This window comes from Altericista sp. CCNU0014 (assembly GCF_044923475.1).
Taxonomy (GTDB): domain Bacteria; phylum Cyanobacteriota; class Cyanobacteriia; order Thermosynechococcales; family Thermosynechococcaceae; genus JAAURS01.
Genome location: NZ_CP137338.1, coordinates 1,475,403 through 1,490,214, shown reverse-complemented (window position 1 = coordinate 1,490,214; position 14,812 = coordinate 1,475,403). Strand labels below are relative to the sequence as shown.

Sequence of the window (14,812 nt, the reverse complement as noted above, 5' to 3'; positions counted from 1 at the left end):
AGTGCGAGAACGTCCAGCGCCAGCAAGATCTCGTCATGAGCCAGATTTATCTTGAATGCGAGTAAAATTTGGTAGAGAGGCAACAATCATTGCAATAATTTTGAAGCAATTGCCGCAACCTTCTAGGACAGGCAATAGGTTTGAACTGAAGCGGATATGGGAGAAGATCGAACGTTGCGGTCTCTCCACTCAAGTACCTGGAGGAAAAAGCGCGGTGGTAAAGATTATTAGACGGCGATCGCTGGGGTTCCAACCCGTCTACGACCTAGGCTTAGCGCAGGATCATAACTTCGCGGTCCAGTCCGGCTTGGTGGCGTCCAACTGCTTTAATAAATCTCACTCCACGGCCTACGGATACGTCACCTATCAAACCGCCTACCTGAAGGCCAATTACCCCGTAGAGTACATGGCCGCCCTGCTAACTGCCAACAGCGGCGATCAAGATAAGATTCCGCGCTACATTACGACCTGTCTCAACATGGGCATTGGAGTCGATCCGCCCCACATCAACCAATCTGGCGTAGATTTTACGCCCCTAGAAACGAGTATTTTGTTTGGCTTTTCAGCCGTTCGCAATGTCGGCCAAGGGGCGATCGAAAATATCTTGGCAGCGCGGGAGGTGGGAGGCCCCTTTCAGTCCTTGGCCGACCTCTGCGATCGCATCGATCCCAAAATCGTCAACCGCCGCGCCCTAGAAGCATTAATCCACTGCGGCGCCATGGACTGTCTAGATCCCAATCGCAATCAACTCAGCCAAGATCTGGATGTCATTTTAGACTGGGTCCAATCCCGCGCCCGCGATCGCGCAGTCGGTCAAGGCAATCTGTTTGACATGATGGGCAGCAACGAGGGTGCGCCCTCAAGCATCGATACCGCTCCCAAAGCCGCTCCCGTTGTAGATTTTCCCGAGGGTGAAAAGCTAAAACTCGAAAAAGATCTGCTGGGGTTTTATATCTCCAACCACCCTCTGCGCGAAATCGAGCAACCTTCTCGCATCATGGCACCCGTCAGCCTCAGCCACTTGGATACCCAAGCCGATAACATCACCCTCAGCGCCATCGTGCTGCTGACGGAAGTAAAGCCGATTGTCACTAAAAAGGGCGATCGCATGGCGATCGTGCAGCTCGAAGACCTGACGGGCAAAGCAGAAGCCGTGATCTTTCCCAAAAGCTTAGAGCGCATCAGCCAGCATATCGCAGCCGACCGTCGCTTGATGGTGTGGGGGAAAGTAGACCGACGGGACGAGCGGACCCAGTTTATTATCGAAGACGCCGAACCCATTGAAGACGTTCGGTTCGTGATGGTCGAGATTCCCGCTCAGGATGCAGCCAATATTCAGCGCCAACAACAACTCAAAGAAGTTCTGCGATCGCAAGTAGAGGAAGGTGGCAGCCCTAAGGTAGCGGTAGTTGCAAAAATCAAAGGCGTCAGTCAAAACCAACTGGTGCGTTTGGGCGTGCAGTTTAGAGTGCCAGACGAAACAGCAACTGTCGAAGCCCTAAATAGGGCGGGGTTTAAGGCGATGGCCTACGGCTTAATGCAAAATGTACCTGTTGCCTGAGCCAAACCCTTATTCGAGTAAGTTGCAGGCAATAAACTGGTGCTGTCGGGATTGGGCTATTTCGATGGCGCCCAAAATATTTGGGTTGAAGTAAGCGAGGCCCTGCTTCGTTCCTTTTTCAGCAACCTCTTATCTGAGTTTCTTTAAGATCGCCAGTCAACGTTGTCCGTCGAACGATTCGGGTACGTGCAGAGAGGAAGAACTGATAGCCCCTTTCTTATTACAGAGGCAGCCCATCGCTATCCCAAGGGGTAAAAGTGCGACAACTACTCGTAACCTAGAAGTAAAATAAACCTCGGTTCAAACCTTTCTGAGAAAAGTTTGAACCGAGATAAATGTATAGACAGTGTAAATACAGCTTAATCTTTATAGGGTACTGGATTGACGTCTATTGACACTTTGGAGAAAAAAAGACTAAGTTGGTAAAATAACCATGAGACAGCTGATGACGGGGGGAAAAGATCGGCTGGACGTGGGGGGGTATAGCGACTGAAGGCTATCTAACGTTGAGATAGATAGTAGTTGTTATTAAAATTTTGTGTGGCAACCCAAAGATTGCTTGGCTTGAAAGATTAGCATCGATCTCTTTTGAGACGAATGCAATCGCAAGCCCAAATTAAATATTCCTATGCTTGAAGATCTTTTTGTGCATGACACCTCATGCACAGGATTTCATCTGTCAAGATCGATAAACCGAAACTTTTCCAGCAAGTTACTTTCGCCATAATGCTTATGCTGCGCCAGTTTTACTTAATACATATAGATACGATCTAATTTTTTCAACAGCGCTTTAAATATTGCGTTCGTTGTGTTTCATGTTTTTGCATGAAACTAATTTGACAATGACATTTTTAAGATCGATTTTTGAATTCTTAAGAATCGACAGGAATCATATGATTTTCTCATATGTTTGACAGGTCTTTGTGATGTTTTTTCGGTCAACTTTACTGCGGCACAACATTTATGTGCATGTATAAATAATTTCTCGAATAAAATCATTACGACAATCTAACTACGGTCCTTTTAACAAGTCAGGCAACTGCATTGGTTGCTTGAGTTGACGTTGCAATTTGTACTTTTTATATGCGTATAAATGCCTCGAAAAGCATTTATTTTCTTGATTTGAGGAGGGCAACATTGTGATATTTTCTGGTTTAAAATTCCGTTCCGATATTGAAGGCAACCATTTATCAACGAATGTCCGAGCCGATCGAGTAACTCAACTAGTCATCATCGATCCGAGCGTTGAAGACCACACTCAACTGATTGCAGGTTTAGTTGCAGATGCCGCAGTTATAGTCCTCAATCCAGATGCTGACGGCATTTTTCAGCTCGACAGAGCTATCCATCAATTTCAAAACCTAAATGCCCTCCACATTGTTTCTCACGGTAGCCCTGGCAGATTAGATTTGGGTTCCGTTCGACTCGACCTTGCAGGAATCGATCGGTATCGAGCCCAATTGAAAAGCTGGGCAAATGCACTATCTACTGACGCGCAAATTCTTCTCTATGGCTGCTGTGTAGGGAAGGGCGATCGCGGCTCGGCCTTTATTCAAAAACTAGGCGCGCTCACCGGAGCATCTGTTGCAGCCTCAACCACTCCAACGGGGTGTAGGGCAAAGGGGGGCGATTGGAATCTCGATGTCAAAACAGCTCTATTCACTCCTGTTTTAGCGTTTTATCCTGCCAGTCTTGAAAATTACGGTTTCACTCTTATGGCTGACGAAATTGAAGCGTTTGCGGGAATCGCTCCCGTCGATCCTATAGTAGCCGGGCAAGTAGGCGCGGTTGAAGTTACAATCACGCTAAACAGCGGTATCCAGCACTCTAATTACGGTACAGGCTCTTTTCAAGTCAAAAATATTGGCAATAAGCGTATCGCCGCCGTCTATTTTGACGTCACTGATGCGCTGTTCCCCGATACCGTCTTCGATCCCGTTGGACTGGCTGGGGACACCCTTTTTCGCGGCTTTACACTTAAAAATGGAAATACTGGTGGAACTGGTGTCTTTGTTCCAGGAAGTGCAGACGTTCTGATGCCGTTTTATGGCATCGGTGGAACCTCTGGCTATGAAGGAATGCGGCTGACCTTCGACCCGAATATTAACCAAGGCTTTAACTTTAACGAACAGATTTCCTTCGGCGTTGACATGGACGCCAACTCCATTGTTGGTCTTCCGAAAGTTGTGAAAGACATCAACGGCAGTCAACCGCTCTTAGATTCTTGGGACATTGGCGGAGTTTCTGGGGCAGAATTGATTAATTCTAAAGTTCACGTGCTGTTCACTGACGGTACGACGGCAGTTGGAGAGCTAATGGGAGATGGTTCCCAGGGTGGCAGTCGGACCATTGCCTCGCAAGCAAGCCCAAACAAGCAAGTCGCCTTAACCGTTAACGGCCTCGCAGCCGGAGGTTCTGGCTCCTACACTCAGTCTAATATCCAGGTTTTGGTTTCAGGCCAAGCGGGAGATACCGCTCGCATTGTCTTGGCGAAAGGATTTATCCAACCCTTTCCCTATATCGATCCCAATGGCAACCCTATTAACCTGTCAGAAAAGTTTGTGGGTTCGCCATTCCCCGCGAATAATGCAATTCAGTTTCAGACCGTGGATGTTCTGCTAGATGGTACCCAGCAAGACATCACGTCGTTGTTTAACTTTGGTGCACCAGGCGGAACGTTGACTTTCCCCGGAGACGATAAACTTCCAATCGGTTTAGTTGCCTCGATTATTGACGGCAATCAAAAACCCTTGGGACCCGTAAGCGAGCCGATTTATCTGATTCATGCCAATGCTGGCGATCCGAATACCAACACTGCCCCCACCACCAGTGGTATCGCAAACGTAACCGTCGCCGCAGGCGCTGCCAACACGGTCATTAACCTGTTCGATGCCTTCGCCGACGCTCAAACCCCCGACACGGGTCTGACCTATACCATCGCGGGCAATACTAACCCAGCTCTCTTCGATGCCATCACCATTGACCCCGCCACTGGTGTGCTGACCCTCGACTACACCGCAGCCGGGACCGGTAACAGCAACATCACCGTGCGCGCCACAGACCCCGCAGGACTCTTTGCCGAAACGACCTTTGGCGTCACCGTCAATGCACCTGGCAACACTGCCCCCACCACCAGTGGTATAGCGAACGTAACCGTCGCCGCAGGCGCTGCCAACACGGTCATTAACCTGTTCGATGCCTTCGCCGACGCTCAAACTCCCGACACGGGTCTGACCTATACCATCGCGGGCAACACTAACCCAGCTCTCTTCGATGCCATCGCGATTAACCCCGCCACTGGTGCGCTGACCCTCGACTATACCGCAGCTGGTACCGGCAACAGCAACATCACCGTGCGCGCCACAGACCCCGCAGGACTCTTTGCCGAAACTACCTTTGGCGTCACCGTCAATGGCGTTGTCCCCCCAGGTGGAAACATTCGCATCGAAGCGGAGAGCTATACCAAGGGTGCCAACGGTGTTGCATATCTCGACAAGACAGCAGGCAACATTGGTGGGGCACCTGGCTTCACTGACGATGTCGATGTGTTCGTCAACCCTGCGGGTGGGTTCTACGTCGGGGATAACAATAAAGCCGAGTACTTGAACTACGCCTTCACGGTCCCCTCTGCCGGAATATACGACTTGGTCGTGCGGGCTGCCACGAACCTCACGGGTAAATCGCTTCAAGTTGTTATTGCCGGACAAACCTACAGCGTCGCCATTCCCAAAACCAATGGCTGGACGGCTTGGCAAGATATCGTCATTCCCAACGTCACGTTGAACGCGGGTCCCCAAACCATGCGGGTTAACATGACCTCCTCAGGTTTCAATCTCGACTACTTCGAATTAAGACCTCAAGGTGGGATCGCCAACACTGCCCCCACCACCAGTGGTATCGCAAACGTAACCGTCGCCGCAGGCGCTGCCAACACGGTCATTAACCTGTTCGATGCCTTCGCCGACGCTCAAACCCCCGACACGGGTCTGACCTATACCATCGCGGGCAATACTAACCCAGCTCTCTTCGATGCCATCACCATTGACCCCGCCACTGGTGTGCTGACCCTCGACTACACCGCAGCCGGGACCGGTAACAGCAACATCACCGTGCGCGCCACAGACCCCGCAGGACTCTTTGCCGAAACGACCTTTGGCGTCACCGTCAATGCACCTGGCAACACTGCCCCCACCACCAGTGGTATAGCGAACGTAACCGTCGCCGCAGGCGCTGCCAACACGGTCATTAACCTGTTCGATGCCTTCGCCGACGCTCAAACTCCCGACACGGGTCTGACCTATACCATCGCGGGCAACACTAACCCAGCTCTCTTCGATGCCATCGCGATTAACCCCGCCACTGGTGCGCTGACCCTCGACTATACCGCAGCTGGTACCGGCAACAGCAACATCACCGTGCGCGCCACAGACCCCGCAGGACTCTTTGCCGAAACTACCTTTGGCGTCACCGTCAATGGCGTTGTCCCCCCAGGTGGAAACATTCGCATCGAAGCGGAGAGCTATACCAAGGGTGCCAACGGTGTTGCATATCTCGACAAGACAGCAGGCAACATTGGTGGGGCACCTGGCTTCACTGACGATGTCGATGTGTTCGTCAACCCTGCGGGTGGGTTCTACGTCGGGGATAACAATAAAGCCGAGTACTTGAACTACGCCTTCACGGTCCCCTCTGCCGGAATATACGACTTGGTCGTGCGGGCTGCCACGAACCTCACGGGTAAATCGCTTCAAGTTGTTATTGCCGGACAAACCTACAGCGTCGCCATTCCCAAAACCAATGGCTGGACGGCTTGGCAAGATATCGTCATTCCCAACGTCACGTTGAACGCGGGTCCCCAAACCATGCGGGTTAACATGACCTCCTCAGGTTTCAATCTCGACTACTTCGAGCTCGTTTCTAAAGAAGACTTAACAGCTCCAACAGCTAGCCTTGCGACAAGCGGCCTATCTACCTTGAATGTTGGCAGCACGCAGGGTGCGCGCTTTACCGTCACGTACTCTGACAATATAGCTATTGATGCATCTAGCTTGGATCCCGTCGATGTCCGCGTTACCAGAGTAGGTGGGCAGCCCATTGGGGTTACTCTAGTCGGCATCAATCCTCCCTCTGGAAACGGCACGCCCCTTCAGGTTACCTATGAGATTGCCGCACCAGCAGGCGGATGGACGCTGGCCGATCGAGGAAATTACACCATCGAAGTTCGCGGTGACGAGGTGTTCGATACCTGGATCGTGCCCAACTCGGTGGCGGCTCAAGAGCTTGGGAGTCTTTTTTTAAATGTCGTGGATCCTTTAGAGAATCCCTCTACCATAGGCATTCCAGACGTCGCGATCGCAGCGGGGTCCGATGACACGCAAATTAATTTGGGTCTGTCTTTTGCAGATCTGCAAGATCCAGATTCAGCGCTGACTTACACTGTTCTCAACATTACCAACCCTTCCTTAGTTACAGCTACTGTAAATGGGGGCAATCTCGTTCTAGACGCTCCTTCAGAAGAAGAGGGCGTGGCGGATATTACTGTCCGGGCAACGGATACGGATGGATTCTTTATTGATGCCACTTTAACCGTTTCAGTTGTCAATCCCCTGCCTGCCGATGATGCGATTCGCATTAATTCGGGCGGAAATAGCGTCTTAGATGCCAGTGGCAAACTTTGGTTGGCAGATACCTATTTTACGGGTGGCAGCGCTTTCACGACTGGAAGCGGAATTCCCATCGACAACACCCTAACCGATACCATTTACCAAACGCAGCGAAAAGGAAATAGTTTCTCCTATGCTATTCCGGTCGCAAACGGCAACTACAACATCGATTTCCATCTTTCAGAGCTGGAGTACAGCGACTTCGAACAGCGATCGTTCGATGTGTCTGTTGAAGGAGCGCTCATTTTCGATAACTTTGATGTCTACGGTGAAATTAAGAATGCCTTTTTAGAGGGAGAAAACACTGCTAAGGTAATTCAAGGCCCTGATAAAACGACTATCACGGCTTCTGTGAACGATGGAATCCTAAATATCGATTTCAACTCCGTTCTAAATGACGCTGTCATCGCAGGGTTGGCGATCAAGCCCGTTTCCGGGGCGGAAGTGCTGCTCGGAATCACGGGAAACGCGACTCAAGTTGCAGAAGCAGGGGCTGGCGACTCTTACACGCTTGTCCTGAACAGTCAGCCTACATCGAATGTCACGATCGCGCTGCAAAATAGTCCGGCCAATCAGATTAGCACTGGTGTAACATCGCTAACATTTACCCCCGCAAATTGGAATATTCCTCAAGTCGTCAATGTCAGTGCGGTGGATGACGCGAATTCAGAAGGGGTTCATCTGGCCACAATTAACCATACGGTAACTTCCGCAGATCCCAGCTATAACGGCTTAGCCATCGATCCGCTCACGGTCACGATCTCAGACAACGAAAGCGTACCGATCGCCTTCAGCCAAAAAGTGATCACCGACCCAAGCCTGATTGCTCCTACTGTCGGCACTTGGGGGCCAGATGGTCGATTGTACGTTGGTACTATTGAAGGCGAAATCAAGGCCATCACGTTTGATGACAACTACAACGTTGTCAATACTCAAGTCATTACAACTTTATCTGGGCTTTACAACAACGATATTTTGGGAATTGCGTTTAATCCTTTTGAATTTGGCCCCGGTCAGCAGCCCAAGATCTACGTTGCGCATAGCGCGCTTTATTACGATACAGGTGCGGCAAAGAACAACGAACTTCTAACCACTTTTTTCCCCTATAGCGGTCAAGTTTCTGTTCTAGAAGGGCCTAACTTCGACGTACATACACCCCTCGTAACTGGCATTGGGGTCTCTAACCACGACCACGGCGTCAACGGCCTCGACTTCGACGATGAGGGTAACCTGTTAATTGCAGTGGGCGGAAATACGAATGCAGGGATCACTGCCACGAAAATTGGAGGCTTATCCGAATCTCCCACAACTGCAGCCATACTCAAAGCTGAAATCACTAAACCTAACTTTAATGGGGCAATTGAGTACGAACTCTCCCCTGATGCACCGGTCATCTCCGGTCTGACTTTCGATCCTGCAACCAGCCAGAGTTACGGTCAATGGGCTTCTATGAAGCCAGGAACAGATGTATCGATATACGCGAGCGGACTTCGCAATCCCTTTGATATTACTTGGAGTACCAAAGGTCAGTTGTACGCAACGGATAATGGCCCTAACGTAAATTTTGGCGATGTCTCGACGGGAGCCAATACCGAAATTCCCTTTACTCAAAATGTTCCGGATGAGATTAACCTGATCGAAGAAGGTAACTACTACGGGCATCCCAATCGCAACCGCGGTCGGACTGATGACCGACAGAACGTCTATCGCAGCGCCTTTACAGCAAGCATTCCAGGTGAATATACAGCTCCTTTAGCAGTCGTAAACTCTGCTACTGTTGGGATTACTGAATATCGGTCGCTAGCATTCAACGGACAACTTTATGGAAACCTATTTGCTCAGAAGTGGAAGCAGCAGGTTTGGAATGTCAAGCTCGACTCGAGTGGCGACCAATCGCTTCAGGTGACTTCGATTACAGGCATGGCGGATGGTCTTGACATTCTTACCGGCCCTGGAGGTGCAGTTGTGGGGATTGACTACACTGCGGACTACATTACAGTCGCTACGCCGGATCCGCTGCTCAATCCAACTGGTGCAACCGCATGGGATATTCACCCTTGGCGAGCACCAGCGGGGACTGAGTTTGTAATTGGGGGTGTCAACTTCAATCCAACGAATACAACAGTGACGATTGCCGATCAGGCCATCACGATAACTGGCATCTCTTCCAACCGGATTCGAGGAATTCTCCCCGATCTATCGGGCCTGGATCAAGCGACACTGTCGGGAATCCTTGGCCCTGACGGACTAGCAGATGTTGTCGTGCAAAGCGGCGGGCAAGTTTCCACCATCCCGGATGCATTCAAACCCCTCTTTGCATAAATGATCAAAGGGCATCTTGACGAACAGTTTCTTCAAAGTGCTCGATCTATGATTGATGGAGACTCGCAGTCCAACTCTAGGGGGCCAGCACTTTCTTGTTGCCGGCCCCCTTTGCAATTAGCTTGGGATAAGGGACAAGGAGAGCGCGCTTCATAGGGGGATGAGTTAGTCCGTGGTTAATCTTTTTTAGTGGATGATGCTTGGACGTCGACAGGTGATGGACCGAGTCAGTGTTCCGTGGCTTTATTTACGTCTATACTGCTTTATAGTGTTTGAATTTATAATTACTGTAAAGGCATTTAGTTCGTTAACCATGGCAGCAAATTATGCAGGGAACTCTCAAGAAGCTTTTAGAGATTCTTCCAGCCCCAACCAGCAAACTGTTAATCATATTAATCTTATTTTTGTTTACTTCAGTCCTTGAAGTTATTGGCATTGGAGTCATTGGACCGTTTATTGCCCTTGCCAATGATTTTAGTCTTATCTCTAAAAATCTATTTTTGAGCAAACTTTTTAGTATCTCAGGGATTCAGCAAGAGCACCAGTTTGTTGCATTTATTGGCTCCTTAGTAATGGGAGCCTTTATCGTCAAAACCCTTGGAGCTTGGTTTACACAATCCTACATCGTTAGGTTTAGCGATCGCCAACAAAGACTGTTGATCGTCAAGATGTCTCGCGAATACCTTGCTGCTTCATACATATACCATACGAAGAAGAATAGCTCTTCTATTATTGGTATGATAATCGAGATATCTAATTCATTCACCAACTCAATTCTTACACCTTTACTAACAACTACAGCAAACATTTTTGTTTCTACATCTTTATTCTTCCTGCTTTGCGCCACCAGTATATCCGTAATGGTAGTTTTATTAGCAGTTCTATTACCAGTGTTTATTTTCTTTAATTCTTTCAAAGATCGGATTAACCGCTGGGGCAAAGAAGTACTTAGAAGCAAAGAAAATATTGTTCGAATTATCAATCATGCCTTTGGCGGCATCAAGGAGACAAAAATCATAGGTTGTGAAAGCTATTTTGAAGAGCAAATTATTGCTCAAGCAAAGCTACTCGAGCACTCACATGGTAACTTTGCTTCGTTTAAAATCTTGCCCCGGTTTGTAACTGAATGTGCGATGGTTTTAAGCATCGTGGCGATCATTTCCGTTTCCCTACTTCTAGGCATTGGAATTGACAATATAACTTCCGTACTAGGTGTCTACGCACTAGCTTCGATTCGACTGCTACCTGCTATTAGTAACTCGATTGTTGGCGTCAATCAATTGAGGAATTCAAGTTATACAATCAATCAAATATATGCTGACTTAAAAGAGCTCGAGAATTTCAAGGAAAAACAAACTTTAAATCAAAATCAGTTGAACCTACCTCAATTATCTAAAAATTCCTTTGAACCCGATTTCTCTAAAGAGAACGCGCGCGCTCATTTAAATTTTACCAAAGAAATTTCCTTGAATAATTTGACCTATAGTTATCCTGGCTCTTCAGCTCATGCTGTTTCGGAGCTTTCTTTAACGATCAAAAAAGGTGAATCAATTGCCTTTATTGGTAAATCTGGGGCTGGAAAAACAACTCTGGTAGATATCATATTGGGCTTGCTGATTCCCCAGGTCGGCGATATTAAGGTAGATGGCGTTTCCATATATCAAAATCTGCGTGCTTGGCAAAACTCGATCGGATATATTCCTCAAACTATTTTTCTCACCGATGAAACTTTAGAGAGAAATATTGCCTTTGGAGTTCCCGATGCTCTCGTCGATCGGGAGCAGTTAAAGATGGCGATCGATGCGGCCCAACTTACTGAAGTGATCGAGAAATTGCCCCACGGCCTGGAAACTGTAGTAGGAGAGCGAGGAGTGTTACTGTCTGGAGGGCAGAGGCAGAGAGTGGGTATTGCCAGAGCCTTATATCACGAACGAGAAATATTGGTGCTGGACGAGGCAACTGCAGCGCTTGACAATGAGACTGAAAAGTTGGTCACTGATTCCATCAGAGATTTAATGGGACGGAAGACAATTATTATCATTGCTCATAGATTGACGACCGTCAAAGATTGCCAACAGATTTATAAGTTAGAAAATGGGAAAATTAAAAATTTCGGCAACTACGATGAAGTCATCTTAAGAGGCGAACAGGTATGAGCTAAATGGATTTCAGAGCACCTATTTTAATTTCTAGGCGTGCAGGTAATAATTGATGAAAGTAGCATATGTAACTCCCTATGATTCTCGAAGTCTTCAAGGTAGAAAAGAGTGGTCTGGCCTGGGTTACTACATTGCTCAGTCACTTCTCAAGCAACAGGTTGTCCTCGACTATATGGGCCCTTTGAACGAACCTGAGATCTTTAAGGGGATTTATAAATTCAAAAAAGCTTATTGCAAATTTATTAATAAGAAAACTTACTTGCCGAATGCAGATCCTTGGATGCTTAAAAATTATGCTCGACAAATCAGCCAGAAGCTTAAAAATTCCGACGCAGATGTTGTCTTTAGTGCTACGAGCATTCCGACTGCTTACTTAGAATGCGATCGTCCGGTTGTCTTCTGGGCTGATGCAACTTTTGCCGGACTGCACAATTTTTACGAGCAATATACGAATCTGGATGAGAGCGTAATGCGAGAGTGGAACTGGCTAGAAGAGAATGCTTTGCAAAAATGCAGTCTAGCCATTTATGCATCTGACTGGGCAGCCAAGACAGCTATTGAAGCTTATGGTGCAGATCCTAACAAAGTAAAAGTCGTGCCTTTTGGAGCCAATATCGACACCGAGATAAAATTCGAAGACATCAGTCGGAGGATAGATGCGAGGTCATCCGATGTCTGCAAACTCCTGTTTCTCGGTATGGATTGGAAAAGAAAAGGGGGAGACACCGCCTATGAGGTGGCAAAACAGCTGAATGCGTCTGGCCTAAAGGTTGAATTGACTGTGATTGGGTGCACCCCCCTCATTCCGGAGCCTACTCCCGACTTTGTAAAGCCTTTGGGTTTTATCAGTAAAGGCACAGATGAGGGCCGCAATCGGCTTCGCAATATAATCATGGAATCTCATTTTCTAATTTTGCCTACTCTAGCCGAGTGCTTTGGCGTCGTATTTTGTGAAGCCAATTCGTTGGGGGTGCCCTGTATTGCCAGATCGATCGGTGGCGTGCCTACAGCTATCCGCAACGGTTTTAACGGACAACTTTTCGATCGAGATGCTGACATCTCAGAATATTGCGATTATATTGTTAATGTGTTCGGCAATTATTCCGAATATCGAGAACTGGCCTTTTCTAGCTGGAGCGAATATCATAACCGATTATCTTGGGATATCGCGGGCAAGACAGTTTACCAACTATTGGAAGGACTCCTTTGATTTCCAAAAGCTCTATCCGTGATGCGAGTCTACATGGAAGTCAACCTCTTTAAATTCTTATGCTACGTATTTATGTAATGGGACATACCAATCTATGAAAAACTTATTAAAAGAAATTTCGTTCAGAAAAATGCTTCTCAAGCAGTACCTCAGAGCACAATTCCCGTGGCCGTACAATACCGAACTGAAAAGGCCAATTTTTATACTCGGCAGTAGCAGGTCTGGGACTAGCATTTTAACGGACGTTTTAAGCTTCTCGCCACAACTGTGTAACTTTTCGGAAAATGACACGGTGCGCCGCAATATGTGGTCAGTGGTCGAACATCCCGAATTGATTCATAAAGGATTGCCAAACTTAGAAAAAATACTAGTGCGTCTGAGCGGCATTAAATCAGGTCAACGCTTGCTAGAGAAGTCACCTGGACATAGCTTGCTCGCAGAAGAACTCGCGAACTATTTTGTGGATGCTAAGTTTGTCCACATAGTCAGGGATCCTCGCGATGTAGCGTCTTCAATGCTAAAGCACGCGTGGATCAAAGACGAGCTGAACGAAATTCACTCCGTGTTTTGGTTCCGTTTGATACCACTGCAATTCCAAAAAGAATGGCCGACACTCAGTCCGTGGAAAAGGGCAATTCTTCGATGGGCGGTGTATGTAAGCTCAGCCCGAAAGCTTTCAGGACAATCAGATCGTTATTTAGAGATCCGATATGAAGAGTTTTGCGATTCCCCTAAAACATACCTTGATAAGGTACTTGCATTTTTAGAGTTGGAAAAAGATGAAAGCATTAATGCTCAACTCGAACGGGTTAAGCCGCGGAGTAGCTTTCGCTGGCGCACCGAAGACCTCAAAGACGATCAGCTTGAGTTTGTAAATAGAGTTATCTCCGAGTTTGGAATAGACTCTTCAGCTATTGCTATGGGAGAAGTATAATTTTAGATCCTTTTAGAGGAAGACCTTACCCCTTTCTTCATTATTTTCCCCATTTCCATTTACACCAAAACTTTTGCCATTATTTCAAACATTAGTTAGATTGTACAAGCGCCATCAAGCAAAGTTTGAATCGACCTTTATCACTAAATATTTAGAAACATGAATCGACCTATTTTTGTTGTTGGATGTCCGGGTTCTGGCACAACTTTACTATTTACCATGCTTGAATCCCATTCAAATATTAGTTGCGGCAACGAAACAGACTTCTTAGTTGATTTTAGGAGTCTGGTCGAAGGAAAGTATTGGAAAAAGCTCCAGGAATATAACTCCGAATCAAAATATTGGCATGGCGTTATTGCCGATATGTTTAATAGATTCAAGGAAGATTATGCTTTGAAATATGGAAAGAAAAGGTGGGCCGACAAAACTCCTAGCTATACGCCTCATATTGATTTCATCCACGCGTTGTTTCCCGATTGCCAGATCATCCACATTATCCGGGATGGTCGAGATGTTGTAATGTCGGCCCGCACGAGATGGGGATACAAGTCCGCTGTAAGCCTCATTTATAAATGGAGAGACTACATCCAAGCTGCTCGGAATTACGGCAAGACCATGCCTTCAGATCAGTACTTCGAAGTGCGTTATGAAGATTTAGTCGATCGACCCGAAAGTAGCTCGAAGAGCATTTTTGAATATCTTCAAGAGCCTTGGGAGCAAAAAGTTTTAATGTTCGATAAATCTTCGAGTTATAACCCCGAAGGTGGTTACGAGCGTTACACGGAGGAAGTTCGAAAGAAGGAAAAGGCAGAAGGATTTGTCTATCGATCGCGAGTGGGTACGGGGCAAAAACTAGATCCGCTTCTCAAAAGTATCATGTATTTTTCAGACGGAGAGCTTCTGAAAGAACTAGGGTATGTAGATGGTTAAAAATTTGAGTAAATATCGCATTCATCATAGTAA

At 47.4% G+C, this 14,812-nt stretch carries 6 protein-coding genes; all 6 read left to right on the top strand.

Annotated elements, in window-relative coordinates; all coding sequences use genetic code 11:
• Positions 1-214 precede the first annotated feature (214 nt).
• The 6 genes from R6H26_RS07405 to R6H26_RS07380 all read left to right on the top strand — a co-directional run bounded on the left by R6H26_RS07405 (position 215) and on the right by R6H26_RS07380 (position 14,779).
• A complete protein-coding gene (locus tag R6H26_RS07405) occupies positions 215-1,561 on the top strand; it encodes an OB-fold nucleic acid binding domain-containing protein (RefSeq protein WP_404789624.1) in 1,347 nt (448 codons plus the stop codon).
• A 1,139-nt stretch (positions 1,562-2,700) separates the two neighbouring features.
• Positions 2,701-9,546: a DUF4347 domain-containing protein gene (locus R6H26_RS07400; RefSeq protein WP_404789623.1), complete on the top strand. Its 6,846-nt coding sequence runs from the start codon at positions 2,701-2,703 to the stop codon at positions 9,544-9,546.
• Positions 9,547-9,872: 326 nt separating this feature from the next.
• Positions 9,873-11,702 carry an ABC transporter ATP-binding protein gene (locus R6H26_RS07395; protein ID WP_404789622.1) on the top strand — a complete coding sequence of 610 codons (1,830 nt, stop codon included), beginning with the start codon at positions 9,873-9,875 and terminating at the stop codon, positions 11,700-11,702.
• A gap of 55 nt (positions 11,703-11,757) precedes the next feature.
• Positions 11,758-12,915: a glycosyltransferase family 4 protein gene (locus R6H26_RS07390; protein WP_404789621.1), complete on the top strand. Its 1,158-nt coding sequence runs from the start codon at positions 11,758-11,760 to the stop codon at positions 12,913-12,915.
• 94 nt (positions 12,916-13,009) lie between these two features.
• Entirely contained in the window at positions 13,010-13,849 is an 840-nt protein-coding gene (locus R6H26_RS07385) for a sulfotransferase family protein (protein ID WP_404789620.1), read from the top strand.
• Positions 13,850-14,008: 159 nt separating this feature from the next.
• Positions 14,009-14,779 (top strand): sulfotransferase family protein, encoded by a 771-nt coding sequence (locus tag R6H26_RS07380; protein ID WP_404789619.1) that lies wholly within the window; start codon positions 14,009-14,011, stop codon positions 14,777-14,779.
• Positions 14,780-14,812 lie beyond the last annotated feature (33 nt).